Source organism: Haloprofundus salilacus, assembly GCF_020150815.1.
In the GTDB taxonomy this organism is placed as follows: domain Archaea; phylum Halobacteriota; class Halobacteria; order Halobacteriales; family Haloferacaceae; genus Haloprofundus; species Haloprofundus salilacus.
Genome location: NZ_CP083723.1, coordinates 410,084 through 434,211 on the forward strand (window position 1 = coordinate 410,084; position 24,128 = coordinate 434,211).

General features: G+C 66.0%; 28 protein-coding genes and 1 pseudogene. 13 read left to right on the forward strand and 16 right to left on the reverse strand.

Annotated features, from left to right (window positions below; genetic code table 11):
* The 10 genes from LAQ58_RS02015 (at position 1) to LAQ58_RS02060 (ending at position 5,748) form a co-directional block, all read left to right on the forward strand.
* Positions 1-393 (forward strand): 30S ribosomal protein S8, encoded by a 393-nt coding sequence (locus tag LAQ58_RS02015; protein WP_224448958.1) that lies wholly within the window; start codon positions 1-3, stop codon positions 391-393.
* Between the two features lies 1 nt (position 394).
* Entirely contained in the window at positions 395-931 is a 537-nt protein-coding gene (locus LAQ58_RS02020; protein WP_224448959.1) for a 50S ribosomal protein L6, read from the forward strand.
* The gene (locus LAQ58_RS02025; protein ID WP_224448960.1) at positions 932-1,645 is read left to right on the forward strand and encodes a 50S ribosomal protein L32e; all 714 of its coding nucleotides are present in this window, start codon (positions 932-934) and stop codon (positions 1,643-1,645) included.
* Positions 1,642-2,103, forward strand: coding sequence for a 50S ribosomal protein L19e (locus LAQ58_RS02030; protein ID WP_224448961.1), 462 nt, complete (start codon positions 1,642-1,644; stop codon positions 2,101-2,103). Before LAQ58_RS02025 ends, LAQ58_RS02030 begins: the two co-directional genes overlap by 4 nt.
* The gene (locus tag LAQ58_RS02035) at positions 2,104-2,658 is read left to right on the forward strand and encodes a 50S ribosomal protein L18 (protein ID WP_224448962.1); all 555 of its coding nucleotides are present in this window, start codon (positions 2,104-2,106) and stop codon (positions 2,656-2,658) included.
* The gene (locus tag LAQ58_RS02040; protein WP_224448963.1) at positions 2,655-3,299 is read left to right on the forward strand and encodes a 30S ribosomal protein S5; all 645 of its coding nucleotides are present in this window, start codon (positions 2,655-2,657) and stop codon (positions 3,297-3,299) included. Before LAQ58_RS02035 ends, LAQ58_RS02040 begins: the two co-directional genes overlap by 4 nt.
* Positions 3,299-3,763 carry a 50S ribosomal protein L30 gene (gene rpmD / locus LAQ58_RS02045; protein WP_224448964.1) on the forward strand — a complete coding sequence of 155 codons (465 nt, stop codon included), beginning with the start codon at positions 3,299-3,301 and terminating at the stop codon, positions 3,761-3,763. Before LAQ58_RS02040 ends, rpmD begins: the two co-directional genes overlap by 1 nt.
* On the forward strand, positions 3,763-4,266 hold the full coding sequence (locus tag LAQ58_RS02050; protein WP_224448965.1) for an uL15m family ribosomal protein: 504 nt from the start codon (positions 3,763-3,765) through the stop codon (positions 4,264-4,266). The genes rpmD and LAQ58_RS02050 overlap by 1 nt, the downstream gene beginning before the upstream one ends.
* A 156-nt stretch (positions 4,267-4,422) precedes the next feature.
* Positions 4,423-4,611 (forward strand): HVO_2523 family zinc finger protein, encoded by a 189-nt coding sequence (locus LAQ58_RS02055; protein WP_224448966.1) that lies wholly within the window; start codon positions 4,423-4,425, stop codon positions 4,609-4,611.
* A 180-nt stretch (positions 4,612-4,791) separates the two neighbouring features.
* On the forward strand, positions 4,792-5,748 hold the full coding sequence (locus LAQ58_RS02060) for a phytoene/squalene synthase family protein (protein WP_224448967.1): 957 nt from the start codon (positions 4,792-4,794) through the stop codon (positions 5,746-5,748).
* A gap of 32 nt (positions 5,749-5,780) precedes the next feature.
* Here the strand turns inward: LAQ58_RS02060 and cruF are convergent, their stop codons facing one another.
* The 4 genes and pseudogenes from cruF to LAQ58_RS02080 all read right to left on the reverse strand — a co-directional run bounded on the left by cruF (position 5,781) and on the right by LAQ58_RS02080 (position 9,879).
* On the reverse strand, positions 5,781-6,653 hold the full coding sequence (gene cruF / locus LAQ58_RS02065) for a bisanhydrobacterioruberin hydratase (RefSeq protein ID WP_224448968.1): 873 nt from the start codon (positions 6,651-6,653) through the stop codon (positions 5,781-5,783).
* Positions 6,646-7,479, reverse strand: a complete 834-nt coding sequence (locus LAQ58_RS02070; protein ID WP_224448969.1) for a prenyltransferase — start codon at positions 7,477-7,479, stop codon at positions 6,646-6,648. Before LAQ58_RS02070 ends, cruF begins: the two co-directional genes overlap by 8 nt.
* A 212-nt stretch (positions 7,480-7,691) precedes the next feature.
* Positions 7,692-9,275, reverse strand: a pseudogene (locus LAQ58_RS02075) (phytoene desaturase family protein); the annotation flags it as partial.
* A 163-nt stretch (positions 9,276-9,438) separates the two neighbouring features.
* Complete coding sequence (locus LAQ58_RS02080; protein WP_224448970.1) at positions 9,439-9,879, reverse strand: hypothetical protein; 441 nt, start codon at positions 9,877-9,879, stop codon at positions 9,439-9,441.
* An 89-nt stretch (positions 9,880-9,968) separates the two neighbouring features.
* On the opposite strand from LAQ58_RS02080, the gene LAQ58_RS02085 reads away from it, so the two are divergent.
* Positions 9,969-10,661 carry an SDR family NAD(P)-dependent oxidoreductase gene (locus tag LAQ58_RS02085; RefSeq protein WP_224448971.1) on the forward strand — a complete coding sequence of 231 codons (693 nt, stop codon included), beginning with the start codon at positions 9,969-9,971 and terminating at the stop codon, positions 10,659-10,661.
* A 118-nt stretch (positions 10,662-10,779) separates the two neighbouring features.
* A complete protein-coding gene (locus LAQ58_RS02090) occupies positions 10,780-11,604 on the forward strand; it encodes a ZIP family metal transporter (RefSeq protein WP_224448972.1) in 825 nt (274 codons plus the stop codon).
* Positions 11,605-11,624: 20 nt separating this feature from the next.
* On the opposite strand, the gene LAQ58_RS02095 is transcribed toward LAQ58_RS02090, so the two are convergent.
* The 7 genes from LAQ58_RS02095 to LAQ58_RS02125 form a co-directional block, all read right to left on the reverse strand.
* Complete coding sequence (locus LAQ58_RS02095) at positions 11,625-11,891, reverse strand: hypothetical protein (RefSeq protein WP_224448973.1); 267 nt, start codon at positions 11,889-11,891, stop codon at positions 11,625-11,627.
* A 93-nt stretch (positions 11,892-11,984) separates the two neighbouring features.
* Positions 11,985-12,323: a DUF8060 family membrane protein gene (locus LAQ58_RS02100; RefSeq protein WP_224448974.1), complete on the reverse strand. Its 339-nt coding sequence runs from the start codon at positions 12,321-12,323 to the stop codon at positions 11,985-11,987.
* Positions 12,320-13,330, reverse strand: coding sequence for a DUF7490 domain-containing protein (locus tag LAQ58_RS02105; protein WP_224448975.1), 1,011 nt, complete (start codon positions 13,328-13,330; stop codon positions 12,320-12,322). The genes LAQ58_RS02100 and LAQ58_RS02105 overlap by 4 nt, the downstream gene beginning before the upstream one ends.
* An 87-nt stretch (positions 13,331-13,417) precedes the next feature.
* Positions 13,418-14,662: an ornithine cyclodeaminase, nickel-pincer nucleotide-dependent gene (locus LAQ58_RS02110; RefSeq protein ID WP_224448976.1), complete on the reverse strand. Its 1,245-nt coding sequence runs from the start codon at positions 14,660-14,662 to the stop codon at positions 13,418-13,420.
* A gap of 152 nt (positions 14,663-14,814) precedes the next feature.
* On the reverse strand, positions 14,815-15,783 hold the full coding sequence (locus LAQ58_RS02115) for an alpha/beta hydrolase (RefSeq protein ID WP_224448977.1): 969 nt from the start codon (positions 15,781-15,783) through the stop codon (positions 14,815-14,817).
* A complete protein-coding gene (locus LAQ58_RS02120) occupies positions 15,780-16,157 on the reverse strand; it encodes a DUF8159 domain-containing protein (RefSeq protein WP_224448978.1) in 378 nt (125 codons plus the stop codon). Before LAQ58_RS02120 ends, LAQ58_RS02115 begins: the two co-directional genes overlap by 4 nt.
* Before the next feature lie 96 nt (positions 16,158-16,253).
* Positions 16,254-18,329, reverse strand: a complete 2,076-nt coding sequence (locus tag LAQ58_RS02125; protein WP_224448979.1) for a prolyl oligopeptidase family serine peptidase — start codon at positions 18,327-18,329, stop codon at positions 16,254-16,256.
* A 171-nt stretch (positions 18,330-18,500) separates the two neighbouring features.
* On the opposite strand from LAQ58_RS02125, the gene LAQ58_RS02130 reads away from it, so the two are divergent.
* A complete protein-coding gene (locus LAQ58_RS02130) occupies positions 18,501-18,929 on the forward strand; it encodes a CopG family ribbon-helix-helix protein (protein WP_224448980.1) in 429 nt (142 codons plus the stop codon).
* Between the two features lie 52 nt (positions 18,930-18,981).
* On the opposite strand, the gene LAQ58_RS02135 is transcribed toward LAQ58_RS02130, so the two are convergent.
* The 5 genes from LAQ58_RS02135 to sp36 form a co-directional block, all read right to left on the reverse strand.
* Positions 18,982-20,013 carry a metal ABC transporter permease gene (locus tag LAQ58_RS02135; RefSeq protein ID WP_224448981.1) on the reverse strand — a complete coding sequence of 344 codons (1,032 nt, stop codon included), beginning with the start codon at positions 20,011-20,013 and terminating at the stop codon, positions 18,982-18,984.
* Entirely contained in the window at positions 20,010-20,855 is an 846-nt protein-coding gene (locus tag LAQ58_RS02140; protein WP_224450204.1) for a metal ABC transporter ATP-binding protein, read from the reverse strand. Before LAQ58_RS02140 ends, LAQ58_RS02135 begins: the two co-directional genes overlap by 4 nt.
* A gap of 23 nt (positions 20,856-20,878) precedes the next feature.
* A complete protein-coding gene (locus tag LAQ58_RS02145; RefSeq protein WP_224448982.1) occupies positions 20,879-21,979 on the reverse strand; it encodes a metal ABC transporter substrate-binding protein in 1,101 nt (366 codons plus the stop codon).
* A 325-nt stretch (positions 21,980-22,304) separates the two neighbouring features.
* Positions 22,305-23,327 carry a DUF7972 family membrane protein gene (locus LAQ58_RS02150; protein ID WP_224448983.1) on the reverse strand — a complete coding sequence of 341 codons (1,023 nt, stop codon included), beginning with the start codon at positions 23,325-23,327 and terminating at the stop codon, positions 22,305-22,307.
* Positions 23,320-23,535, reverse strand: coding sequence for a Sp36 family protein (gene sp36, locus LAQ58_RS02155; protein WP_224448984.1), 216 nt, complete (start codon positions 23,533-23,535; stop codon positions 23,320-23,322). Before sp36 ends, LAQ58_RS02150 begins: the two co-directional genes overlap by 8 nt.
* Positions 23,536-24,128: the final 593 nt, after the last annotated feature.

Below are 24,128 nucleotides of genomic sequence, written 5' to 3' on the forward strand. Positions count from 1 at the left end.
ATGGCTGACAACGATCCACTCAGCAGCGCGCTCTCCGGCGTGGACAACGCTGAGAGCGTTGGGCATCTGTCCCACGAGGTACAACCCGCCTCGAACATCATCGGCTCGGTTCTCGAGGTCTTCTACGACCGCGGGTACATCGACGGCTTCGAGTTCGTCGACGACGGTCGAGCCGGTCGGTTCGAGGTCGAACTGAAAGGCGCTATCAACCACTGTGGCGCAGTCAAGCCCCGCTACTCCGCGGGCGCTGGCGAGTTCGAGAAGTGGGAGAAGCGATTCCTCCCCGCCCGTGACTACGGGGCGCTCATCGTCACGACGAGCCACGGCGTCATGAGCCACTACGAGGCCCGCGAACAGGGCGTTGGTGGCCAAGTAATCGCATACGTCTACTAACATGAGCAGAGTCGAAATCGAAATTCCAGACGACGCCTCCGCCGAGGTAGACCACCTCGACCTCACAGTCGAAGGACCGAACGGGTCCGTCACGCGACGGCTCTGGTATCCGGACATCTCCGTCGGTGTCGAGGACGGCCACGTGGTCGTCGAAAGCGACACCGAGAACGCGAAGACCAACGCGACCGTCGGGACGTTCGAGAGCCACGTTCGCAACATGCTCCACGGCGTCACCGAAGGCTGGGAGTACCGGATGGAGGTCTACTACGCTCACTTCCCGATGCAGGTCAACGTTGAGGGTGACGAGGTGGTCATCGAGAACTTCCTCGGTGAGAAGGCACCGCGCCGCGCGAAGATTCGCGGCGACACCGACGTACAGATTGACGGCGAGGAGGTCATCCTGACGGGTTCCGACAAGGAAGCCGTCGGGCAGACCGCCGCGTCCATCGAACAGCTGACGCGCGTCACCGACAAGGACACTCGCGTGTTCCAAGACGGCGTCTACATCACCGAGAAGCCACAGGCAGGTGGTGCATAAATGGCCGACGACGAACCAGAGACACTCGAAGAGATCAGCGGTGTCGGACCGAGCAAGGCCGAAGCACTGCAGGAAGCCGGCTACGAGTCCGTCGAGGACGTCAAGGCGGCGAGCCAGTCGGAACTCGCCGACGTCGAAGGCATCGGCAACGCGCTGGCGGCCCGCATCAAAGCGGACGTCGGCGGACTCGAAGTCTCCGAGGAGACCGAGGCCGAAGTCGAAGACGAGGGCGAACCCGAGGCAGAAGCCGAGGAGGCCGAAGAGGATGTCGAGACGGAGCTCCGTCCCCGCGGCCACGCCGACAAGACGCCCGACCTCGACGACGAGACGGCGCGCGCACTCGGGCAGAAGCACCGCGAGGGCATGCCCGCGTTCCGCCGCCAGAAGTACTACATGAAGAAGCGAGTCCCCGAGTCGTGGCGCAAGCCGCGCGGCGGACTCTCCAAGCAGCGACGCGGCATCAAGGGCAAAGGCTCGATGGTGGAAGCGGGCTACCGCACGCCGAAGGCCGCCCGCGGTCTGCACCCGAGCGGCTTCGAGGAAGTTCGCGTCCACAACGTGGACGACCTCGAAGGCGTCGACGGCGACACGCAGGCCGTCCGCATCGCCAGCAAAGTCGGCGCTCGCAAGCGCGAGCGCATCGAAGACGTCTGCGAGGACCGCGAGATCCGCGTCCTCAACCCGACGTACGTCGAAGTGGAGGTCGACCAATGACGGATCTGAGCGCACAACGACGCATGGCCGCCGACGTCCTCGACGTCGGAAAGAGCCGCGTCTGGTTCGACCCTGACGAACAGAGCGAGATCGCCGAAGCCATCACCCGCGAGGACATCCGTGACCTCGTCGACAGTGGCACCATCCGCGCGACGGACGCGAAGTCCAACTCGCGCGGACGCGCCCGCGAGCGGCAGGCCAAGCGCGACTACGGCCACCGCAGCGGTCCCGGCACCCGCAAAGGGAAGGCCGGCGCGCGGCGAGACTCGAAAGACGAGTGGATGAGTCGGATTCGCGCCCAGCGCAGCCGGCTCAAGGAACTGCGCGACGACGGTCCGCTGAACCGAACCCAGTACCGCGAGCTCTACAACAAGGCCAGCGGTGGCGAGTTCGAGAGCGTCGACCGACTCGAAGCGTACGCACGGAACAACTACGAAATCGAACTGGAGGACCAATAGATGGCGACAGGACCACGATACAAGGTACCGATGCGACGCCGTCGCGAGGTCCGGACCGACTACCATCAGCGGTTGCGCCTGTTGAAATCCGGCAAGCCGCGGCTCGTAGCCCGCGTCAGCAACAAGCACGTCAGGGCGCAGCTGGTAACCCCCGGACCCGACGGCGACGACACACACGCCGCCGCTTCCTCCGAGGATCTCGCCGAGTACGGCTGGGAAGCCCCTACGGGCAACGTCCCGAGCGCGTACTTGACGGGCTACCTCGTGGGCAAGCGAGCGGTCGAAGCCGGCCTCGAAGAGGCCGTCCTCGACATCGGCCTGAACACGGCGACGCCCGGCAACAAGGTGTTCGCCGTTCAGGAAGGAGCGATAGACGCTGGCCTCGACATCCCGCACAACGAGAGCGTGCTGGCCGACTGGTCGCGTAACCGCGGCGAACACATCGCCGAGTACGCGGAACAGCTCGACGAGCCGCTGTACGGCGGGGAGTTCGACGCCAAGAAACTACCCGAGCACTTCGACGACGTGCTCGAACAACTACAGGACGACGAATGAGCAGAAACAACAACGGCTGGGAGCCGCGAACGCGCCTCGGCCGCATGGTCCAGAACGACGACGTCACGTCGATGGAGCAGGCGCTCGACACGGGCCTGCCGCTGAAAGAGCCCGAGATCGTCGACCAGCTCCTCCCCGGACTGGACGACGACGTGCTCGACATCAACATGGTCCAGCGGATGACCGACTCCGGCCGCCGGGTGAAGTTCCGGTGCGTCTGTGCGGTCGGTAACCGCGACGGGTTCCTCGGCTACGCCGAGGCCCGAGACGACCAGGTCGGCTCGGCGATTCAGAAGGCCATCGACGTCGCAAAGCTGAACATCATCAAGGTCGACCGCGGCTCGGGGTCGTGGGAGGACCGCGCGGGCGGTACTCACTCGCTGACCCGGAAAGCCGAGGGCAAAGCCGGGTCGGTGACCGTCGAGATCATCCCCGCGCCAATGGGTCTCGGCCTCGCGGCCGCGCCCACCGTCCGCAGCATCCTCGAGCTCGCCGGCATCCAGGACGCGTGGACGAAGTCCGACGGTAACACCCGGACGACGGTCAACCTCGCGAAGGCGACCTACAACGCGCTGCAGAACGCCTCCCAATCCCGGACGCCGCGGCACGCCCGCGAAGTCCAGCGTGAGGTGAACGAGTGATGCGCGCAGTCGTCCAGATCCGCGGCGACGTGAACATGAGCGGTGCGGTGCACGACACCCTGAAGATGCTCAACATCCACGGCGTCAACCACTGCGCGTTCGTCCCCGAGACGGACACCTACCGCGGCATGGTGACGAAGGTCAACGAGTACGTCGCCCACGGCGAACCGAGCGCGGAGGTCGTCGAGACGCTCCTGCGCAAGCGCGCGGAACCGCTCGAAGGCGACGCCGACGTCGACGACGACTACGTCGCCGAGCACACCGATTACGACGATATCGGTGCGCTCGCGGAGGCGCTCGTCGACGAGGAGACGACGCTGCGCGAGCAGGGTCTCGCCCCGTCGCTGCGACTCCACCCGCCACGCGGCGGGCACAAGGGGCTCAAGCACCCGACCAGCGAAGGCGGCCAACTCGGCACGCACGAGACCGAGGAGATCGACAACCTCCTGGAGGCGATGCGATAATGACATCCAAGAAACGTCGACAGCGCGGTTCGCGAACCCACGGCGGCGGCACGCACAAGAATCGGCGCGGCGCCGGTCACCGCGGTGGCCGCGGCCGCGCGGGACGCTCGAAACACGAGTTCCACAACTACGAACCGCTCGGCAAACACGGCTTCACCCGCCCGGAGGACGCACAGCTCGACGTCGTCGAGGTGCGCCTGCAGAAGCTCGACGAGGACGCCGCGCTCTACGCCGCGGACGGCCTCGCCGACGAGGAGGGTGACGGCTACCGCCTCGACGCCCGCGAGGTCGTCGACGCGCGAAGCGACACCGACGTCGTGAAAGTGCTCGGCGGCGGGCAGGTCCGCAACGAACTGCACGTCGTCGCCGACGCGTTCACGTCGACGGCCGTCGAGGACCTCGAAGAGAACGGCGGCAGCGCCGTTCTCTCCGAATACGGCGAACACCTCGTCGCCGAGGCCGAAGCGGCCGAGGAAGACGAAGACGCCGAAGACGACGAGTAACTCCGTCGTTCGCACACGGTTTCTCTCTTTATCTCCGTCGAGAGCGGATGCGCCGGCGGTTCCGAGTCGGGGAAGGTACGCCCTGCGGCGTTCCGAGTCGGAGCGTTCTCACCGCCGAGAGCAACAACCAAACCGTTGGCGCGCCGACGTGCTTACGTGACCGAGACGAGAGAAGACGCAGATCGGCCGACGGAGCAGACTCGGTCGGGGGCGACGGAAACGGCCGACGAGACGCCGCGCGGGCGACCCTGCCCGTTCTGCGGCGCGTCGATGCAGCACCGCCACTGCAAGTACGTCTGTCCGACCCACGGCGTCGTCTACGACTGCAGCGACACGTTCTGGTAACGGTTCCGGTGGCGCCGACGTCGGGAGGTACCGAGCCGCGATCGGAGGGGCGGACCCCCGACCGCACCCAACCTGTATCGGTACTAATGATTATGAGCCTGCATTCCTTAACCATCCGTAGCTAATGCGCTGTTGTGACCCGAGTAGACGATGGACAGGGCAACCGCAGGGTACGTTTCCATGGTGAGAGACGACCGCGTCGCCCGGAGCAAAGCGATACAACAGCGGACTGGAAAGACGTTCCACTTTGCGACGCGACTTCTCCCCCAGCGGGTCCGCAGTGCGACGTACGTCCTCTACGCATTCTTCCGACTGGCCGACGAGGTGGTCGACGACGCCGGCGACGCGACGCCCGACGAGCAACGAGCCGAACTTGAACGACTTCGCGCCGCCGCGCTCGGTGAGGCGGAGACGGACAATCCCGTGCTGTCGGCGTTCTCGGAGATGCGTGAACAGTACGGCATCGACGACGCGGACGTCAACAGGTTCGTCGACGCGATGTGCACCGACATCACGAAGAGTCGATACGAGACGTACACGGATCTGGAGGCGTACATGGACGGCTCCGCGGCGGCCGTCGGTCGGATGATGACCGCCGTGATGGGCCCCGAAGAGCGTAACGAGGCGCTCCCGCACGCGACGAAACTCGGCGAGGCGTTCCAGATGTCAAACTTCCTGCGCGACGTGCGCGAGGACATCGACGAGCGGGACCGGATCTACCTCCCGCAGACGACGCTCGACGACCACGACGTGACGGAGACGCAGATTCGCCGCCACGAGCTCTCCGAGAGCTTTACCACCGCGATGGAGTCGGAACTCCACCGGACGGAGGCGCTCTACCGCGAGGGCGTCGCCGGCATCAAGTACCTCCCCGAGGACTGCCAGTTCGCAGTGCTGCTGGCGGCGGTGCTGTACGCCGACCACCACCGACTTATCCGCGAGCGCAACTACGACGTGCTCTCGAAGACGCCGCAGTTGGGGACGCTCCGAAAACTGAGTTTACTCGCCCGGACGCGCTACCACTGGATGTGGACGAAAGACCCCGAAGCCGTCTTCTGGCGCGTCAGCTCCGTCTCGTACCGCGGGTCGGCGACTGCCGGACCGGGCGGCCGACCCGACCGACTGCCGACGCGCTGAACGCGTAAACGCTCTTCTTCCCGTAATCGAACTCACCGAAGCCACGACGGCCTCAACAGCCCCGCGTTGAACCGGTCGGTCCGAAGCAGACCGACGCCAAAGAGTACCGCGACGGCCGCGGGAACGTAGTTGCCGAAAACGAGATTGACGCTCCCCCAGAGGATGACGAAACTCACGAGATCGTCGAGCATGAACTCGCAGCGCGACAGTCGCGCCAGCAGCGCGTGGCGGTCGAACGCCCAGTCGAGCGTGACGACTGCGACGGTGGCGCTGAGGACCCACCCCGCGTAGTTCGTGAGCGGGACGCCGTAGAAGCCGCCGTCGGGCGAGACGCCGGGGTACACCCAGAAGCCGAGCGCGACTGCGCCGGGGTCGAGCACCACGTCCATCGCCAGCACGGCCAGGACGACCGTCAGCGGGCGGACGAGCGCGTTCTCGGCGCGCTCGCCCAACAGCAGCAGACAGAGCAGGTACGAGTTCATCACCAGCGGGAGGAAGAAGATCGGCAACCCGAGGGGAATCCCCTCGACGGTCGGCCCGAGGTCGACGCCGTAGTGGAACTCGCCGTAGGGCCACCCCGTCTTCACGCCCGTGTACTCGATGGCGTACGCGTAGAGCGCAAGTCCCGAGACGCCCGCGACCGCCCGACGGTCGAACAGCGGCAGCGTCCCGACGACGAGCGGCGAGCGCATTACGGCCGTCCCGAGGAGGATGAGGAAGGCGTTGAACGCGAGGGGTGGCGGAAGAAGGCCGAGCCGACTCGCGACCAGCAGTACCCCGCCGACCAGCGGGAAGACGACCGAGATGGTGAACCGATTGTCGCGGATGAGTCGGTCGAGTCGCGCCTCCATCTCGCTTCGGGTCGACGGCAGTCGCTCGGAGACTGTCGACGCCGTATCAGCCATACAGCAACCTCCAGAGCGCGCCCATCGTGAGCACCATCCCGACGCCCGTGTTCAAAACGGGGTACCACCAGTACGCCCGCGACACGTCGACGTCGGACCAGTAGATGGCGAAGACGACGACCGGATACGCGATGAGCAACAGGCCGATGCGGAGGTCGACGGCGGCGAACGCGAGCGCCGCGGCGAGCCAACAGCCCGCGCAGTAGGCGTACGTCCGCGCCTCGCCCAACACGGTCGCCGTCGTCCGAATGCCCGCCTCGCGGTCGGGTTCGATGTCGGGGATCGCCGAAAACGTGTGCATCCCCATCGTCCAGAGCCACCCGCCGAGCACGGCCGAAAGCGGCGGATTCTCGCCCGCGACGGCGGCGTAGGCGGCGACGCCGGGCAGTACGTACAGCCCGTTCGAAATCGAGTCGAGGAGGGGAGTGGTTTTGAACCTAAGCGGCGGGGCGCTGTACTCGATAGCGAGGAAGAAGTGCGCTGCCAGCCAGACCCACGCCACGCGTGGGGTCACCGCGAACAGCGCGAGACCGAGGAGACCGGAGACGACGACAACAGCGACGACGACCGAGTCGCCGCCGAATCGGACTTCCTTGTCGTCTTTCTTCGGGTTCTTCGCGTCGATGTCGGCGTCGAACACGTCGTTGACGCCGTACAGCAGCACGTTCCCCGGGACGAGGAAGTAGCCGAACAGCGCCAGCGCGAGCGGCGCAAACAGTTCTGAAACCGAGTCGGCTGCGAACGCGACGCCGACGACGACGGGTCCCGCGAGGTAGAACCAGAAGCGGGGGCGAGAGAGCTTCAGCAGGTAGCCGAGACGACCCATCAGTCGCTCGTTCGACCCGTCGACTCTCGTTCGGCCGGAGCCACGTCGCCCTCGGGTTCGCCGCCAGCCTCGGATTCGCCGCCGGCACCTGTGCCGGAGATGCCGGAACCGGCGTCGCCGTAGGCGGCGTCGTTCACTTCGCTAATTTCTCCGTCGGGCCGAACGATCTTGTCCTCGGCGTATTTAGACAGCCGGGCGTTGTCGCGCCCGGAGTGCCTCGCCATCGACTCGGCGGTGAGTCGACCGCTGATGAGACACATCGGGACGCCGATGCCGGGGGTCGTGTACGACCCGGTGAAGTAGAGACCCGGCACTTTCTTCGAGCGGTGCGGCGGCCGCAGCAGCGCCGTCTGGCGGAGCGTGTGCGCCATGCCGAGCGCCGTCCCCTGCTGGCTGTTGTAGCGCTCGGCGAAGTCGTCGACGCTGAACGACTTCTCGAAGACGATGCGGTCGCGCAGGTCGACGCCGGTGTTCTCGGCGATGTCTTCGAGCACGAGTTCGCGGAAGGAGTCGCGAATCTCGGTCGTGTCGTCCAGTCCGGCGGCGACGGGGACGAGGACGAACAGGTTGCTGTGGCCCTCCGGCGCGACGGAGTCGTCGGTTTTCGACGGGACGCAGAGGTAGTACGCCGGGTCGTCGGGCCACGAGTGGTCACCGAAGATCGTTTCGAAGTGCGGTTCCCAGTCGGTGGGGAGGACGAGCGTGTGGTGGGCCAACTCCTCGACGTCGCCTTCGACGCCGAGGTAGAGCAGGTACGCCGAGGGCGCGTACGTCCGCGAGTCCCAGTAGTCGGCATCGTACTGTCGTTTTTCGGGAGGGAGGAGTTCCTGTTCGGTGTGGGCGTAGTCGGCGTCGGAGACGACGAGGTCCGAGAGGTACTCCGCGCCGGACTCGGTGCGGACGACGAACCCCCCCTCGCGGCCCCGAATCTCGGTGACTGCGTCGCCGGCGTGGAAGGTGACGCCGAGTTCCTCGGCGAGGTCGACTATCGCGTCGACGACGGCGGCGATGCCTCCCTCGGGGTAGTAGACGCCGAGTTCGAAGTCGACGTGGCTCATCAGGTTGTACAGCGCCGGGGTGTTCGACGGCGCACCGCCGAGAAACACCAGCGTGTACTGCATTATCTGCTGGAGTTTCGGATGGTCGAAGTACTCCTCGACGTGGCCCTGCATCGACCCGACGAGCGAGAGGCCCCACGAGTGGCGGAACACGTCGGTGTCGACGTAGTCGCGCAAGCGGGGACGGTCTTTATAGACGAAATGCTCCATCCCGATGCGGTAGTTTCGCTCGGCCTTTTCGAGGTACCGTTCGAGCGTCTCGCCCGCACCCTCCTCGTAAGAGTCGAACAGCAGTTTGTTCGTCTCCATGTCGGGAACGAGGTCCACGCGGTCGCCGTCCTTAAAGAAGATACGGTAGTGGGGGTCGAGTCGCTCGAGGTCGTAGTACTCCGTGGGCCGCTTCCCAAAGTAGCCGAAGAAGTCCTCGAACACGTCCGGCATCAGATACCACGACGGTCCCATATCGAAGCGGAAGCCGTCGGCTTCCAATCGACTGGCGCGTCCGCCGAGTTGCTCGTTTTTCTCCAACACGGTGACGTCGGCCCCGGCGTCTGCGAGGTAGCAGGCCGTCGAGAGACCGCCGAACCCGCTGCCGACTACGATGACGGACTGCCCCGACAGCGACGAGAGGTCGTCGCGGACGCGGTCGCGGTCGCCGTCGAGACCCGACCCGAACCGCCGTCCGGCGTCCGCGGCGGGGGCGTCGGCGTCGACGTCGCCGGTCGATGGGAAGGTCATGACACGTACTAGAAGCGTTCAGAGCATAAAACGACTGACTGTGTCACTGTCGCACGGTTTCGGTTACGCGGAACCGAACCGTGGCGGCAACTCCTCGCTGGCTTGCGATGCCGACATCCCTCCGACCTACGACGCTGACTCCCCGCCGGCCTATGACGCCGATCTACGACGCCGACTCGCCGTCTTCCGACCTGCTCGTCGTCTCGTCGACGACCTCTCGAAGCGCCTCGATGACGGGAGTCACCGGCTCGTCGGGAGCTAGCGCGAGAAAGATTCCCTCCCGGTCGAAGTAGACGCGGAGGAACTTGAGGTAGTTCATCGCCGTCGTCACGTAGTCGACGCGGTCGGCTATCGGGAACAGCTCCTCGGTCAACAGCTCTATCTCGGCGAAGTCGATGCCGGCGTAGTCGTGTATCTGGTCGAAGTGCGCGAGCATCTGCTCTTCGTCGCGGTAGAACGTGAGCGTGACGTCGTCGACGTGGAGCAGTTCGTACGCTTCCGGCGTGTAAACGGCCAACGAGTAGATCGGCCCGTCGGCGGCTCCGCGGGCAGCCCGAACGACGGCGTCGGCGTCGAACGTTACGATATCGGAACCGTGCGGCATACCATCACGGATACGGCCACCGACAAAAGGATACGCATCTCTCCGCGCCGGAGACGCACCTTTAGGTGTTCGTCCACGAACCGAAAACCATGGACGAGAAGACGGTGGTCGTTACGGGTGCGAGTCGGGGAATCGGGCGGAGCGTCGCAGCGGCGTTCGCCGCCGAAGGGGCGTATGTCGTCGCCTGCGCCCGCGACGAGGAGGCGCTGGCGGAACTCACCGACGAAGTCGATGAGAGTGGCGGAACGATACTCACCGAACGCGCCGACGTGCGCGACGAGTTCGACATGGAGCGGCTGATGGAGCGGGCGGCGCGCGAGGGCGGACCGATAGACGTGCTCGTCACCTGCGCGGGCGTCAACCACGGCACACCCGGCGAGATGCCGACCGCCGAGGAGTCGTACGCGCGCTTCGACGACACGATGCGGACGAACGTCCGCGGGGTGTTCGCGGCGGTCAAGGAGGCGGTCCCCCATATGGCCGACGACGCCCGAGTGCTGGTTCCCTCCGGGTCGGTCGCCCGCGAGGCGAAAGCCGGGATGGGCGCGTACGCCGTCTCCAAAGCCGCTAGCGAGGCGCTGTCTCGGGGGTTCTCCGCCGACCTGCCGCAGACCGTTGGCGTCGTCGACCCGGGTCTCGTCGCCACCGACCTCACCGACGGACAGGGCCGCGACCCCGGCGACACGGCGGCGATGTTCGTCTGGGCGGCGACCGAGGCGGACGCCGCAGATCTCGACGGCGAGATTCTCGACCTGCGGACGTGGAAGAAGGCGACGCGGTGAGGCAGTGGTGACTTCGGCGGCGGCGGTGACGCGGTGAGGCGGCGACGCGGCCGAACTCGGGTGGGGACCTCCTCCGAGAACCGACGGCCATATTAATCTCAGTCTCCCGGTTCACAACGTGCAACGACGCTCGGCGATAGGAATTGGTTCGGTCGCGCTGTTGGTCGGTCTCTCAGCGCTCGCGCTGCGGCGCGGCGCGACAGACCTCCTCGTCATTTCGTGGGTGGCGTTTCTCGCCATGGCCGTCGCGGGATGGCTCGGCGCGCGGCGAACCGAAGAGCGCGCGGGCGCCCTCGTCTGGGGCTACGGTCTCGCCAGTGGCGCGATGATAACCAGCGCGGCCGTCTTTCTGCTCCCGCAGGCAATCGGCGTCAGCGGCGACGTCCCGCAGTACGGCGGGTTCGGCGTCGCGCTCGGCCTGCTCGTCGGCTTCGGCTCACACACCGTCGGCCACCGTCTCGCCCACCTCGACCTGCCGTTGGATCGGACCGTGACGGAACTGTCGGCGCACGCGCTCTCGGCGGGCGCCATCATCGGTATCGTCTACGGCAACATGGAGGTCGGCTTGACGCTCGGCCTCGCCATCGTCTCGCACAAAGGTCCGGCAGGGTACGCCGCCGCGACGCGACTACGCCGCGCCGGTCGCGAGTGGTCAGTACTGTTGCTCCCCGCGGCGGGTGTCGGTCTCGCGGCCATCCTGTCGAGCATCGTCGTCCTTCCGGCGACGCCCGCGGTGCGGGGCGTCGTCTTCGGGTTCGCCGCGGGCGTCTTCCTCCACGTGGCGATGGACTTCCTTCCTCGGTGCGAACTCGGCAGTGAGATTCACGAGGCACTCAGCGTCGATGGCGACGCCCACGCGCTGCTCGACCGCCTCCGCGTCCACGCCGTGGCGAGCACGTCTCTCGGCGGCCTCACCGTCTTCGCGGCGTGGGTCGCGCTCTGAGCTCGGTTCGAGGCGGCGGATCAGAAGTCGAGACCGAGCGGCCACTCGCAGGAGGGACAGGTGAACGCTATCGAGATTTTCTCGGGGTCGCGACCGTCGAAGAACGTCGGTTCGTACGACGAGAGCACCGCGTAGTGACCGCACTCGGGGCACTCCTCGGTGAGTTCCGCGAGGATGTCCTCGCGAATCAGTTCGACCGCCGCGTCCTTCTCGCTTCGGGGGACGGCGATGGCGCACTCGCGCTGCCGCTTCGTTCGCGGGTCCATCGCGCCCGTCGTCGGGTCCATGGTGGTGGGGTCGGCGGGCCACTCATAGGCTTTCTGGAGTGTCTCGTGTTGGTGAGTCGATGAAACTTCGAGCGAAAACGGCGAGTCTGCCGGTCAGTCCAGCCGTCGAAGCTGCAGCGAGATGCCGCCGACGCAAAGCAGCAGCACGACGAGGTTGAACGCGCCGCGGAAGAAGATTCGGTACTCCGAGGCGACCCATCGATCAATAACGCCGCCGACGGCAGTGTACAGTTGTATCGACGCGACGAGCGCGAACAGTACCAGCACCGCCAAGGCGGCGTAGTTGAGCAGCGTCCGCACGTTGCGGCCCGACCGGCCGACGGTGGCGTCCGCGCTCGTCTCGCTGCCCGCGTTCGTTCCACCGTCAGTTCGTTCTGGGGGGTTATCGTCTGCGTTCATCTCTGTAATCGTGTGTTCGTCGGGTTCGCTCATGCGGACCGCCTCCGGGTGAGGAGCGTCGCCGCGAGGAGGGCGACGACGCCGGCGACGACGCCGAACCCGGGCGTGTCGGTTGACGTCGTCCGTTCTACGCCTCTGCCGTCGTCGTAGCCGCCGTTACCGTCGTTGGACTCGAAGTCCTCCACCTCAAACTCGACTTCCCGCTCGGTGACGTTCGGACTGATGCGCTCGGTCGGGTCGAGGTTCGCCACACTCTGTGCGGAGTCGACGTGGACGTCGTCGCGCCAGAGGATGGCGTCGACGTAGTAGTTGTACTCGTCGGGCACCGTCACGGAGGCGTCGGCGGTCGATGTTCGCCCGGCACGAATCTCGCCGACGGGGACGGTGACCCGGTCGGCGACGACGTTCGACTCCGCCTGTCGGACGACGAACGTCACTTCGAGGTCGCCGGTCGGTTCGTCGCCGCCGTTGGTCAGCGCCGCCGAGAGGTCGAGGCTCACCCGATCGCCGTCGGCGGACCCGACGGCGACGGAGACGGGTTGCAGCCCCGTCGACTCCGCGAAGGCCACGTTCGACTCCGCGTATGGAGGCGTGAGCGCTTCGAGGCCGCTGACGCGTCTACTCGCGCGGTCGACTCGCTCGCCGTCGCGGTATACAACAGTCTCTATCTCGTAGCCGCCCTCGCGGGCGACGGTGAGGTTAGCGCGGACGGGCGTCTCGCGGTCGCCAGTGAGCGTGCCCACGTCGACGCTGCGACTCGTCTCGACGAGATTCGACTCGCTGTCGGCTGCGCGGAACAGTACGGTGACGTTCTCGGTGGGGTTCCCCCAGTGGCTGAGTCTGGCTTCGACGACCAACGTGGCCGTCTCGCCTGTCGCGTCGCCAGGGGTGATGGGGACTTCCTCGACCTGCACGGGACCGGGACGGAGCGGCCCATCGTCGGTCGGGTCGGCGAGAGCACCGGGGACCACCGCGGCGGCGACGAGCGACGCCGCGACCACGACGGCGGCCGCGGCGACGAACGCCGTTTCACGGTTCATGTCACGGCGGACACGTGTCCACGTTAAATGTTTTGTGTAGTTTCGCCGTGAAAAGAGCAGACAGTGTGAGGCGGCGTGGCTGGGGGTCTACTTCTCGGCCTCGGCTTCGAACACTTTCTCGGCGAGTGCGGGGACGAACGTCCCGATGTCGGTCACCATGCCGATAGCCTGCGACGACCCGCGGTCTAGGAGCTGTGTGACCGTCGCTGGGTTGATGTCGACGCAGACGGTTTTCGTCGTCGACGGGAGGCAGTTGCCGACGGCGACGGAGTGCAGCAACGTCGACAGCATCAGCACGAGGTCGGCCTCGTGGGCCTGCTCGCGGATGGCGTTCTGCGCCTCGACGGCGTCGGTGATGGTGTCCGGGAGCGGTCCGTCATCGCGAATCGACCCCGCGAGCACGTACTCCACGTCGTTCTCGACGCACTCGTACATCACGCCATCCTTTATGAGTCCGGCGTCGACGGCCTCGCGGATGCCGCCCGCGCGGACGACTTCGCTGATGGTGTAGATGTGGTGTTTGTGGCCCTTCCGCGGGTGTTCCATCGTCTCTATGTCCATCCCGAGCGAGGTGCCGTAGAGGCCGCGCTCGATGTCGTGTGTAGCGAACCCGTTGCCCGCCGAGAGACCGTCGACGAACCCCTCGCGAACGAGGTCGGCGAGCGCGTCGCCGGCGCCGGAGTGGATGAGCGCCGGGCCGGCGACGACGAGCACGTTTCCTCCCTCGCGCTTCGTCTCGACGAGCGCCTCGGCGACTTCGCGGATGAGCGACTCGGAGGGGCGCTCGGAGGAGACGCCGCCCTGCATGAAGCCGAACGGTCCCGAGGCGTCGCGCGGTCGCTCCGGCGGTTTCACTCTGATACCCGACTCGCCGACGACGACGAGGTCGTCCTCCCGAATCGCGTTCAGCACCTTCGTCCGGGCGCTGAGTTCGCCGTCCTCTGACTCCTCTATCACGACGGCGCAGTCCATCTCGATGTTTTCGACCGGAATCCACTCGCCGCGGTAGTACACGTCGGTCGGGTGGTTCGTCGTGGAGTAGAAGCCGGCGGGGACGACCCGGTCACCGGGAGCGGGTTCGACCGAGGCCGGGCGCGGGTCGGCAGGGTTCGCGCCGCTCTGGTGGAGTTCGTGGATAATCGACTGCAGGTCGCCTTCGGTGTCGGCGGAGACGCGCAGCCGGCAGTACGAGGTGGCGTCCTTGTGGCGGCCGACCTCGAACTCCTCGACTTCGAACGAGCCGCCGAGATCCATCACGATGCCGAAACAGCGGCCCATCATCCCCGAGTCGATGATGTGGCCTTCGAGTTCTACCGTGCGAGAGACGGTCATAGCGGAGAGACGCAGGTGACCGAAAAGAGGGTTGCGTCACTGCGAAAGGTTGCGGAAGGTTGCGAACGAGTACGGAAAAAGTGGGAGAGAACCGCCAGCGTCGCTCAGTCGACGAGGCTCACCGCGAGGTCGACGAACGCACGGTGAAGCGGCTACTCGTCGCCAAGAACGCGGTCGAGGAACGCGAACTGGTGGCCGAGCGACTCCTCGAACGCTGTTCCCTCGTAGGGGTCGAAGTGATCGACGGGCATCCGGACGAACGTCCCGTTCGGGAGCTTCGCGGCGGCGCTCTCGACATCCGAGGCGGAGACGATCTCGTCGTGTTCGCCCGTGATGACGAGCGTCGGGCAGTGGACCTCCTCGGCCTTCGTCACCGGGCGGTACCCCGGAAGCGAGAGGAACACCCGCGCGGGCGTCTCGTTCTCCCACAGCGACTCCGAGGGGACGAGGTCGAAGTAGCTGGTCTTCGCGCCGGGTTCGTTCAGCACGGCGAACTCCTCGGGCGTGCCGACGATGGGGACGGTTTTCGAGCGTCCGACGACCGATAGCAGTTTGTCCGCGAGAGCGAGCGGGAGCGCCTTCGCGATGTACTTCAATCCCTTCCCGAGCGTCAGTGACCGCCCGTCGACGAACGGGGCCTGCGCGACGACCGCCGCGACGTGCGGTTCTCCGGCGGCGACTTCGAGGACGTGGCCGCCCGCGAACGACGACCCCCAGAGGACAAGTCGGTTCGCGTCGACGCCGTCGAGTTCGCGGGCGTGTTCGATGGCGGCCCGCCAGTCGGCGACCTGTCGCGCGGGGCTGACGAGGTTCCGCGGTTTACCTTCGCTGTCGCCGAAATGCCGGTAGTCGAAGCTGAAGACGGCGTAGCCGCGCTCGGCGTACCGCTCTGCGACTACGGGGAGGCCGAACTCCCGCTCGGAGCCGAACCCGGGGGCCATCAGAACAAGCGGCGGGTTCTTCGGTCGGTCGGGGCGATACAGCGACCCGACGCACCGCTGACCGTCGCTGTCGAACCGGACGCGAACCTTCGAGAACTCGTACCGGGAGGGGCGGCGCTCTTCGCCGGGCGTCGCGTCGTCGCTCCCGCGGTGTCGCCACGCGCCGGTCTCTCGGCTCATCTGTCGCCTCCGACGAACGCAGACGGTTCCTCTTCGAGCGTGTCGAGGACGAGTTCGGAGAAATCCTCGTCGGAGAGGTCGTAGGAGAGGTAGTCCTCGAACCACTCGGCTTCGGCCCGCCAGCGACCCTGCACGTCGTTGTCGGTCCGAATCGACGTCGCGTGGACCGGTTCTGGGTCCCACTCATCCGCCTGCGCGAGGTCGATGAACGCAGTCAGCGCCTGACCGACTTCGCGGTGGTTGACGCGCGCTGCGGGAAACGCCGTCATGTACGTCAGGTCGACGCCGCTGTCTCCCTCGTCGCCGACGAGAACCTCCTCGACGCTAATACCGTTGCCGCGGAGTTCTTCCTCTATGACGCTCGGGTCGCTCATGGCACAGGATACGGGGGCGGGGGGCTAAACACTTGCCGCGCAGACAGTTCGAAAGAGACGGGGAGACGGCGAATCGAAGAGAACGGTCGAACCGGACTACGCCGACGGCGGCCGCTGGGCCGACCGGAGGTCGTCGGCGTCGAGTCCGAGGGAGTGACAGAGGAAGCCCCACTGCTCGGCCTGCTCGGTGACGTACATCGACGTCGGTTTCCCGATGCCGTGACCAGCTTTCTCCTCGGTGCGGAGGAGAATCGGTTCGTCGCCGGTGTTCGCCGACTGGAGTCGCGCGGCCATCTTCCGGGCGTGACTCGGGTGGACGCGGGTGTCGCCTGCCGCCGTCGTGAACAGCGTCGCCGGGTACGCCGCCTCCTTGACGTTGTGGTACGGCGAGTACGCGCGGATGTACTCGTAGGCGACCGGGTCGTCGGGGTTGCCGTACTCCGTCGTCCACGACGGACCGAGCAGGAACTTGTGGAACCGGAGCATGTCCAAGAGCGGGACGAGACAGAGCGCCGCGCCGAACAGGTCCGGCCGCTGGGTGATGAGCGCGCCGACGAGCAGGCCGCCGTTGGACCCGCCGGAGACGGCCAACTGCTCCGGTTTCGTGTACCGCCGCTCGACGAGTCCCTCGGCGACGGCGATGGCGTCGTCGAAGACGTTCTGTTTGTTCTCGCGGCGGCCCGCTTCGTGCCACTCCTCGCCAAACTCCGCGCCGCCGCGGAGCGTCGCGAGCACGTAGACGCCGCCCGCTTCGAGGAACGGGACGGCAAAGCGGTTGAACGTCGGTGTCCGGTTGACGCGGAAGCCGCCGTAGCCCGTTAGAATCGTCGGGTTCTCGCCGTCGCGGTCGAGATCCGAGCGGTGGACGACGAACGCCGGAATCCGAGTTCCGTCGTCGGACTCGAACCACTCCTGTTTCACGTCGAGGTCTGCGTCGACTCTGGCCTCGGGTTCGTCGAGCACGTGCGTCTCCTCGGTTTCGAGGTCCACACAGCAGACCCGCGGCGGGTGCTGGAACGACTCGACGGTGTAGAACAGTTCGCCGTCCCACGCGTACGTCCCGGCGACGGCCCCGTACTCGGGGAGTTCGACGTGGCCGACGCGTTCGCCGTCGCGGGTGAACGTCGACAGCGCGGAGTAGGCGTTGCGGTGGTAGTGAGCGACGATTCGGTCGTCGCCGAGGGCGATCTCCCGGAGAATCTCTTTGTGCTCGGGGATGACGACGTCCATCTCGTCGGGGTGGGCGTCGCCCGAGAGCGCCGTCTCGACGTCGCACCCGAGCAGCCGCGAGCGCGGCGCCTCGTAGTCGGTCAGCAGGTAGAGGTAGCCGTCGCGGAGGCTCGGTTCGAACGTGGCCTCCAGGTCGGTGACGACGGGGACGAGGTCGACCGGCTCGGTCCGTCCGGCGCGAGGCGTCTCGCTGAGCGCGTACACCTCCGAGCGGTCCCAGCCCTCGTAGTACTGGACGACCAGCACGTCGTCGTCGGCTTCGAGCACCGGCCAGACCTGCTCTTTGAACTCGTCGACGACGAGCGCGTCGGTGTCCGCCGGCGACCCGAGAACGTGGTGTCTGACCTCCTTGTCGAGCTGTCGGACGCCGTCGTCGGCGCGGGTTCCGGTGCTGACGTAGTAGAAGCCGTCAGCGGTCCACGCGAACCCGGTCGCGGAGATGCGGCCTACGTCAACGAGTTCGTCGACTTGGTCGCCGGAGACGACGTCAACGACGCGAACGTCGTACTGCTCGTCGCCGCCGGCGGCGACGCCGTAGGCGAGAAACTCCCCGTCGGGGTGGGGGACGAACCAGTCCATCGAGATGGTCCCGTCCTCGGACCACTCGTTGGGGTCGACGAGCGTTCGGCGGTCGCTTTGCAGCGAGTCACGGACGCACAGCACCGGTTGTTCGTCGTCGTGCGCTTTGACGCGCTGGAAGTACCGGCCGGCGGCGGGACGAATCGTTCCGTAGTCGGTGACGCGCGCGAGTTCGTCGAACCGCGCTTCGAGGACGCGCCTCGCGGGTACGTCGAGCACCGACTCGGCGTACTCGTTCTGCGCGTCGACCCACTGCTGTACTTCGGTCGACTCGGCTTCCAACCAGCGGTAGGGGTCGACAACCTCCTGACCGTGGACGGTGTCGACCGCCTCACGGCGCGGCGTCTCCGGAGGCCCTTGCATACCAAGGGGGTAGCAGACACCCTTGATATAACTGTGGGCGTCGGCGATTTCTCGTTGACGGCCGAAGCGCGGCGGTTCGACAACGACGGCCGACACGCGGCGAGTTCGCGCCAGCGACGCAACGACGAGGGGATAATAACTCCTAATAGCCGAGCGGCACTGAGTTAATACATGACCGTCGTCAGCGTCTCAATGCCCGAAGAACTGCTCGCCCGCATCGACGCGTTCGCCGACGACCACGGCTACACGGGCCGCAGCGAGGTCGTCCGCGAGGCGTCACGCAACCTCCTCGGCGAGTTCGAGGACACGCGCCTGGAGGACCGCGACCTGATGGGCGTCGTCACCGTCCTCTTCAACTACGAGACGACGAGCGTCGAAGAGCGGATGATGCAACTGCGCCACGAACACGAGAACCTCGTCGCCTCCAACTTCCACAGCCACGTCGGCTCGCACTACTGCATGGAACTGTTCGTCCTCGAAGGCACGCTCGAAGAGATTTCGACGTTCGTCGGGAAGGTGCGCGCGACCAGAGACACGCTCACCGTCGACTACTCGGTGATGCCCGTCGACGACTTCGGCCCGCTAGCCGACGCGGAATAACGGCCGCAACGTCCCGAAACGACGACTCCGACCGGCAGCCTCCTGACCTCGACTACGACTCGTTTTCCGCTTCGGTAGCCGTCTCACCGCCGTCGGCGGCGGTGGGCGTCTTCGACCCGCTCGCGACGCCGCGTCCGAGGCGTGCCGAACGAACGCCGTCGGCGACGACGACGATCGCGTACACGCCGATCGCCACGAGAACGATGCTCCCGCCCGCGGCGACGCCGTACTGGTACGATGCCGTGAGTCCCAGTAGAACGGCGAGTTCGCCCGCGACGACTGCCAGAAGCACCGACTCGCGGAAGCTCCGCGCGATTTGCGCGGCGGCGGCGACTGGGACGACGAGCATCGCCGCGACGAGGATGACGCCCATGATCTGCATCGCTGCGACGACGACGACGGCGGTGAGGACGATGAGCAGGCGCGAGTAGCGCTCGACGTTCACCCGCGCGACGCGCGCGGCCGTCTCGTCGAAGGTGACGAACAGCAGTTGCTTGTACGTCGCGGCGACGACGCCGACGACGAGGCCACTCAGGATCAACAGGAGCGACGCGTTCTCCAGCGTCACCGTCGAAAGACTGCCGAACAGGTACTGGCTGATGCCGACGGCGATGCCGCCGTCGGTGAGGCTGATGACGACGGTGCCGAGCGCGAACCCGCCCGAAAGGACTATCGCCATCGACACGTCGCCGTAGGCGTCGGTGTACTCCGAGATGAGTTCGATGAGCAGCGCCGCAAGCACGGCGGCGACCAGCGCCGAGAGGTACGGCGAGATACCGAGGTCGAACGCCGTCCCGAGGAAGAGACCGATTGCGACGCCTGCGAAGGCGGTGTGCGCGAGTGTGTCGCCGATGAAGGCCATGTCGCGGTGGACGAGGAAACTGCCGACGAGCGGCGCGACGACGCCCACGCAGAGACCGGCGACGAACGCCTGCTGCATGAACGGGTAGCAGAGCATCTCGACACCGAGCGGTCCGGCGACGTCGCACATCCCGTCGCCGAGCAGGCGAACGACCGTCTCGGCGATTCCGACGACGAAAAGCGTCGACGCGAAGAGCGCGGGGGAGAGTACGAACGCGGTCATGGTCGGTGGTCGTGGCCGGTGTGGTTGACGTTGTCGACGTCGCCGTGGCTGTGGTCGTGGTGGAGCACCCGCTGGTTCGCGCCGTACGCGGCCGAGAGCGCGTCGCTCTCGTCGAAGCCGTCGGTCTCGCCGTGGAAGAACAGTCGGCGGTTGAGACAGGCGACAGTGGTGGCGCGGTCGGTGACGACGCCGATATCGTGTTCGACGAGGACGACGGTGAGACCGTCGGCGTTCAACTCGGCGAGTAGGTCGTAGAACGCCTCTCTGGAGTCGGCGTCAACGCCGACGGCCGGTTCGTCGAGCGCCAAGAGATCGGCGTCGCTCGCGAGCGCGCGCGCGATGAACGCCCGCTGGCGCTGGCCCCCCGAGAGGCGCGCGAGGCGCTTGTCGGCGAGGTCGGCGATGCCGACGGTGTCGAGCGCGTCGGCGACGGTTCGGCGGTCGGTCGCCCCGAGACGCCCGAACCCGACGTGCGGGTAGCGACCCATCTCGACGACTTCGCGGACCGTGATCGGCATCCCCGTCGCGGCCGTCGCGACGTCCTGGGCGACGTAGCCGAGGCGCTCGCCCGCCGCGAACGATTCGGCAGGTTCGCCGAACAGGCGGACGGTGCCGGCGCTCGGCGAGTGAAGGCCCAGCATGAGTCGCAAGAGCGTACTCTTCCCGGAGCCGTTCGGGCCGACGAGACCGAGGAACTCCCCGGAGCCGACGGTCAGCGACACGTCCTCGAGAACCGCCACGCCGTCGTAGCCGAACGTCACGTCGTTCACCTCGATAACGGAGTTCTCGCCGACGGCGTCGCCTGCGCGTTCGGTCCCACTGGTCTCGTTTTCGCTCGTCATGTCTCCGCTCGCTCCGTCCTCGCTCATTTCGCCCCCAGCGCCGTTCGGAGGCTGGCGAGGTTTACCTCGGTCATCACGTCGACGAAGCCCCAGCCGTCTTCCTCCCACTCGGGTTTCAGCGTCGGTACCGGCGTCAGCGGTAGCGCCGCCGTTGCGTCCGTCTCCTCAACGAGTTGCATCGCGGCGCGGTCGGACTCGAACACCGGCGCGAGGACGTGACTGATGTCGTGTTCGGCGATGAGTTCCTGCGCCCGGGTGACGTCCTGCGGCGTCGGTTGGTCGTCCGGGGCGAGACCGGTCAGCGAGTGGACGTGGAACTCGTAGCGCTCGCCGAGATACTGGAAGGCGTTGTGCCCGGCTACGAGCACGTCCTCGCGCGTGCGTCCCGAAAGTTCCTCCTCGAACGTCGAATCGAGGTCGTTCAGCGTCGCGACGTAGGCATCGGCGTTGTCAACGTACGTCGACTCGTTGCCGGGGTCCATCTCGACGAGACCGTCGCGGATGGTCTCGACGGCCGTCGCAGCGCGCGTCGGGTCGAGCCAGAAGTGGGGGTCGGCGGCCCCGTGGTCGTGGCCGTCGTCGCCGTGTTCCTCCTCTTCGTGACCGTCGTCACTGTAGTTGCCCTCGTGTACGTCGTCGTGGCTCTCGTTGTGAGTACCCTCGTCGTGACTCTCGTTTCCGTTGTCGTCGTGACCGTGTTCGTCGCCGTCGTCGCCGGTTCCTGGTGCCGACAGGAGGTCGACGTCGTGGCGGGCCTCGATGACCGCGATGTCGCTGTCGGCGTCTTCGAGGTTCGTGACGACGTCGTCGGCCCACGGTTGGAACCCCTCGCCCATGTAGACGAACGCGTTGGACTCCAACACCGACCGCTGGACGTCGGGACCGGGTTCCCAGCCGTGGCCGTGTTGGCCGAACGGAACGAGGTTCTCGACCGTCGCGACGTCGCCGACGACATTGGCCGCGAAGTCGGAGAGAACGAAGAACGACGACTGCACGGTCGTTTTGCCGTCGCCACCGGTACCGCCCGTAGACGAGCCGCCTCCTGCACCGACGCACCCCGCGAGCGCAGCGACGAGTGTGCCAGCGCCCAGACCGAGTACCGCTCTGCGGTTGTGAAGACCCATGCTCTGTTTAACAATCAACGGCCCCTCGTTGATAAACACTGCTATCCGATTAGTAACTCTTGATATCGTAGCTGCCGGTGTTGATACGCCGATGCCACTCGATGAGAGTCGGTGCGGACGGTCGCCGGATTGTACGACTAAACCGGGTTCTAGCCACGTCCGGAGCAGGCTATGGCCACGTTCGAAGCGGATTACGGTCACCTCTGAAGCGGATTACGCCGGTGTTAGAAGCGGGTTACCGCGGTGAGCGGGCGGCCCGTCGTCGGACTCTCGAACAGACGCACCCTCGAACAGACGCCTGGCGTCTCGGGACGTGCTCTGACCGCTATCGCTGGGAGTCGCGGAGGATAAGCGGACCGATGGCGAGCGTCCGCTTGGCGACGGGAGCGATGCGGAGGATGTACGACGTGAACAACAGGAACGGGACGAGCGTCGCGGTGTAGGCGGCGCTGACGACCCACGTGATGACCGGAATTGTCAGAAACCTCCCGCTGAACGTCTCTGCGCCGACGAACGTTAACATCCCGCCGGCGACGATGAGCGCCGGCACCGCCGCGTAGAGGATGTACTGCGAGAGGTTGACGAGCGCCCACTGGAAGTAGAGCGTCTTGATGTGTTCGCGCGCCGGGCCGAACATCGAAAGGGCCGTCTTCAACTGGTCGAACGCGTACTTCTGCTCGTCGTTCATCGACGACGCGTAGTTCTCGCGAAGTCGCTCGGCCTGATAGATCTTCCAACTGTAGTTGAAGTTGAGCGCGGCGAACAGGACGTCGAACGTCCCGAAACTCGACCCTTCCAGTTCGTTTTGCACCTCCGTTGCGTTTCCGTGGAGACTGTCGATGAACTCACTCGTCTGGTCTATCAGTTCGTCATCGCCGGTTTCGGCGACCAGACGGTCAACCACCTCCGCTCGCCGTTCGATTTCGCCGACGAGTCGTGCGAGAAACGCCGACGGGTCAACCGGAACGACGGAGCCGAAGAGATCTTTCGTGTACGTCCGGAAATCCATCGCGTCGCTCATCCGCTCGCGCTGGTCGCCCAGCGGGCCGTTCTCCGCCGAGAGGACGAGCTGGCTGATGGTGACGACCAGCGTCGTCCCGGTGACGATGACGCCGATCATCGCCGAGAACACCGTCTCGATGGTGTCGGTCGATTTGATCTCGCTCGAAAGTGACGGGGCGAGTGCGACGCTGATCGCGAGAAACGACACGAAGACGAGCAACGCGAGCAGCGCGGTCAACACAAACCGGTTCGTCCGAAAGAGCAGCCAGATTTTGAGTCGGCTCTCTCCGGATCGTCCGCGCATCGTGTTCGCCGTCCCGATGTCGCTTTCGTCGCCGTTACTCATCAGCCTCCCCCTCGCCGTACTCCGCCGGTCGTTTGAGGATTAGAAACTTCGTGCCGCCGCCGGTGTACGCTATCGTCTCCGCGAGTTCCCAGCCGTCTTTCCCGAGGTCGTTCAACTCCTTAGTCGGGTCGCCGGCTTCTTTCTTCGTCTCTTCGCGCGGCGGTCTCAGGCAATGGTATTCCCACTCCTTAGTGTGGTCGGAGCGCATCACCGATAGTTCACGACGACGGCGTAAACCGGTTAGTGTTGTTTGCTACTCTGGTCGGTTACGGCTCTGGTCGGTCACTGCCGCTAGCAGGAGACTGTTCAAACGAGTCAGCCGCTCTCACGCACCCGCTTCCGCTTTCCGCCCGTTCGGTCGACCCGACGGAGAAGGCGACGATACGCCGACTCGAACTGTTCGCGCGGGCGAATCGCGAAACTCTCCGTCCGACGGCGACGACGTGCTTTTATTCAGAAAACAATACACAGATTCAGTAGCGTTATCTCGGAGCGACGCCTGCGAACGCTCGTAGAAATCCGCCGAACGAAGTGCACCGGAACCGAACAATGACGCCACGTCAACCTGTGAGCTCCCTCTCCTTGAGCGATAGCTTCGAAAGTAAGACGGGAGGCACCGGATTTCCAGAGAAGGCGACCAAAAGGAGTCTAAAGTATATCATGGATAGAAAAGTAGTACTCTGCACCGACTGTGGAACCCCATTCGCCGGGCGAATCGACGAAAAGGGAATAATCATCCTTCCGACCCAAGAGGGAACGTGTTCGGAGTGCGGCGGGGCCACGTTCGCGGAAGCGAAAGAT

Bases quoted from the DNA above. Each gene is read 5' to 3' on its own strand.
- LAQ58_RS02150 (WP_224448983.1), bottom strand. From the start codon at position 23,327: ATGAGTAACGGCGACGAAAGCGACATCGGGACGGCGAACACGATGCGC.
- LAQ58_RS02070 (WP_224448969.1), bottom strand. From the start codon at position 7,479: ATGGGTCGTCTCGGCTACCTGCTGAAGCTCTCTCGCCCCCGCTTCTGG.
- sp36 (WP_224448984.1), bottom strand. From the start codon at position 23,535: ATGCGCTCCGACCACACTAAGGAGTGGGAATACCATTGCCTGAGACCG.
- LAQ58_RS02015 (WP_224448958.1), top strand. From the start codon at position 1: ATGGCTGACAACGATCCACTCAGCAGCGCGCTCTCCGGCGTGGACAAC.
- LAQ58_RS02110 (WP_224448976.1), bottom strand. From the start codon at position 14,662: ATGACCGTCTCTCGCACGGTAGAACTCGAAGGCCACATCATCGACTCG.
- LAQ58_RS02140 (WP_224450204.1), bottom strand. From the start codon at position 20,855: ATGACGAGCGAAAACGAGACCAGTGGGACCGAACGCGCAGGCGACGCC.
- LAQ58_RS02120 (WP_224448978.1), bottom strand. From the start codon at position 16,157: ATGAGCGACCCGAGCGTCATAGAGGAAGAACTCCGCGGCAACGGTATT.
- LAQ58_RS02035 (WP_224448962.1), top strand. From the start codon at position 2,104: ATGGCGACAGGACCACGATACAAGGTACCGATGCGACGCCGTCGCGAG.
- LAQ58_RS02020 (WP_224448959.1), top strand. From the start codon at position 395: ATGAGCAGAGTCGAAATCGAAATTCCAGACGACGCCTCCGCCGAGGTA.
- LAQ58_RS02115 (WP_224448977.1), bottom strand. From the start codon at position 15,783: ATGAGCCGAGAGACCGGCGCGTGGCGACACCGCGGGAGCGACGACGCG.
- rpmD (WP_224448964.1), top strand. From the start codon at position 3,299: ATGCGCGCAGTCGTCCAGATCCGCGGCGACGTGAACATGAGCGGTGCG.
- LAQ58_RS02050 (WP_224448965.1), top strand. From the start codon at position 3,763: ATGACATCCAAGAAACGTCGACAGCGCGGTTCGCGAACCCACGGCGGC.
- LAQ58_RS02060 (WP_224448967.1), top strand. From the start codon at position 4,792: ATGGTGAGAGACGACCGCGTCGCCCGGAGCAAAGCGATACAACAGCGG.
- LAQ58_RS02135 (WP_224448981.1), bottom strand. From the start codon at position 20,013: ATGACCGCGTTCGTACTCTCCCCCGCGCTCTTCGCGTCGACGCTTTTC.
- LAQ58_RS02040 (WP_224448963.1), top strand. From the start codon at position 2,655: ATGAGCAGAAACAACAACGGCTGGGAGCCGCGAACGCGCCTCGGCCGC.
- LAQ58_RS02095 (WP_224448973.1), bottom strand. From the start codon at position 11,891: ATGGACCCGACGACGGGCGCGATGGACCCGCGAACGAAGCGGCAGCGC.
- LAQ58_RS02105 (WP_224448975.1), bottom strand. From the start codon at position 13,330: ATGAACCGTGAAACGGCGTTCGTCGCCGCGGCCGCCGTCGTGGTCGCG.
- LAQ58_RS02125 (WP_224448979.1), bottom strand. From the start codon at position 18,329: ATGCAAGGGCCTCCGGAGACGCCGCGCCGTGAGGCGGTCGACACCGTC.
- LAQ58_RS02080 (WP_224448970.1), bottom strand. From the start codon at position 9,879: ATGCCGCACGGTTCCGATATCGTAACGTTCGACGCCGACGCCGTCGTT.
- LAQ58_RS02030 (WP_224448961.1), top strand. From the start codon at position 1,642: ATGACGGATCTGAGCGCACAACGACGCATGGCCGCCGACGTCCTCGAC.
- LAQ58_RS02100 (WP_224448974.1), bottom strand. From the start codon at position 12,323: ATGAGCGAACCCGACGAACACACGATTACAGAGATGAACGCAGACGAT.
- cruF (WP_224448968.1), bottom strand. From the start codon at position 6,653: ATGGCTGATACGGCGTCGACAGTCTCCGAGCGACTGCCGTCGACCCGA.
- LAQ58_RS02025 (WP_224448960.1), top strand. From the start codon at position 932: ATGGCCGACGACGAACCAGAGACACTCGAAGAGATCAGCGGTGTCGGA.
- LAQ58_RS02145 (WP_224448982.1), bottom strand. From the start codon at position 21,979: ATGGGTCTTCACAACCGCAGAGCGGTACTCGGTCTGGGCGCTGGCACA.
- LAQ58_RS02085 (WP_224448971.1), top strand. From the start codon at position 9,969: ATGGACGAGAAGACGGTGGTCGTTACGGGTGCGAGTCGGGGAATCGGG.
- LAQ58_RS02130 (WP_224448980.1), top strand. From the start codon at position 18,501: ATGACCGTCGTCAGCGTCTCAATGCCCGAAGAACTGCTCGCCCGCATC.